Raw genomic sequence first — 1,276 nt, 5'->3', positions numbered from 1 at the left:
CAAATTGGTGTTGCCGCCGCCGACGGCAGCGGTCAGCAATGACGAGCCCAATGTGCCGATGGCGCCGCTGCTGGTGTTTTGCAGGTTTAGGGTGTTGGTCCTGATGACGCTCCCGCTGCCGACGCGGGTAATCGCCCCGCTGCCGCCTGCGTTGAGCGTGACCGAGCCAGTGCTGCCGGTGCTGATTGCTCCGGCCACTTCGATGCCGAAGGCGGCCCCGGCAGTGGTGGAGATATTGATCGCGGCATTGGCCGCGCCGGTGCTGACCGAGGCAATCGACAAGGCCTTGTTGTTGACCAGGGTGACGTCGCCGCTGCCGGTGACGCTGGCGTTCAGCGTGCCGATCTGGTTTTGCGCGCCGGCCAGGCTAATGCCGGTGGCAGAGTTGATCGTGACATTGCCGCCCTTGACGATGCCGCTGCCGAGCACCTGTCCGTTGCTCGCGTTCAACGACAACGCCGAGGTGCCGGAGGATCCCGCCATGACGCCGTAAGTCGTGTCCGCGATCGTCAGGTCGCCGGTCAGCGCCGTCAGGCTCACAGGCGCGGCGCCGAAACTGACCAAGCCATTCGAGCCGGCGACCGTGCCGGCCGTGAGGGCGCCGGCATTGACGAAACTGAAACCCGACGGCCCATTGCTGTAACCGGACAGTTCCGCCACCGAGTTGGACGTATTGTTGAGCGTGACCGCGCCCTGGTCGGCAATGATCACCGCCGCCGGCGCGCTCAGCCGGGCGCTCTGGGTGATATCGCCCATGTATTCACGCAAATTGAGGACACCCGACGGCGCCGACAGCGGCCCGTCAATGGCAAGGCCGCCGCTGACGCCGCCGACGCCGGTCGCGATGTTGATGTCGCCGCTGCTGGAGGTGATGCCGCTCTGGGTCGTGATCACGCCGCCCGACACCGTGCCGATCGTCAGCGCATCGGCATCGTGGTAGGAAAAGCCGGTAGCGCCGGCACCGGCCAGGGTGCCGACGGTGTTGCCGTTATGGGTCAAGGTCACGCTGCCGCTATTGGCGATCGCCGCCAGCGTCGGCACGGAGATCGACGCGGTCTGGGTAATGTCGCCGCCGATCGTATACAGCGCCAATTTGCCGCCGCCGTTGTTGCTCATCTGCGCATTGATCGCGATGCCGGTGGCGGCCGACAGCGTCAGCTCGCTGGAGTTGGCCCAATTGACCACGCTCATCACGGTGATCGATCCGGTATTGGTGAGGACGCTGACGTCCGACAAGGCCAGCTGGTTCGTTAGCGTCAGCGGCGTCAGCACCGCC

1 protein-coding gene is annotated in these 1,276 nt (G+C 65.7%); it reads right to left on the bottom strand.

Features of this window, described 5'->3' with window-relative positions:
* The coding region (locus HLUSI_RS29275) for a beta strand repeat-containing protein (RefSeq protein ID WP_040503609.1) at positions 1 to 1,276 on the bottom strand (1,276 nt) is incomplete at both ends.

The sequence above is a fragment of the Herbaspirillum lusitanum P6-12 genome, assembly GCF_000256565.1.
GTDB classification, from domain to species: domain Bacteria; phylum Pseudomonadota; class Gammaproteobacteria; order Burkholderiales; family Burkholderiaceae_D; genus Herbaspirillum; species Herbaspirillum lusitanum.
The sequence above is the reverse complement of the archived record's forward strand: the minus strand, read 5'-3'. Positions and strand labels throughout refer to the sequence as shown.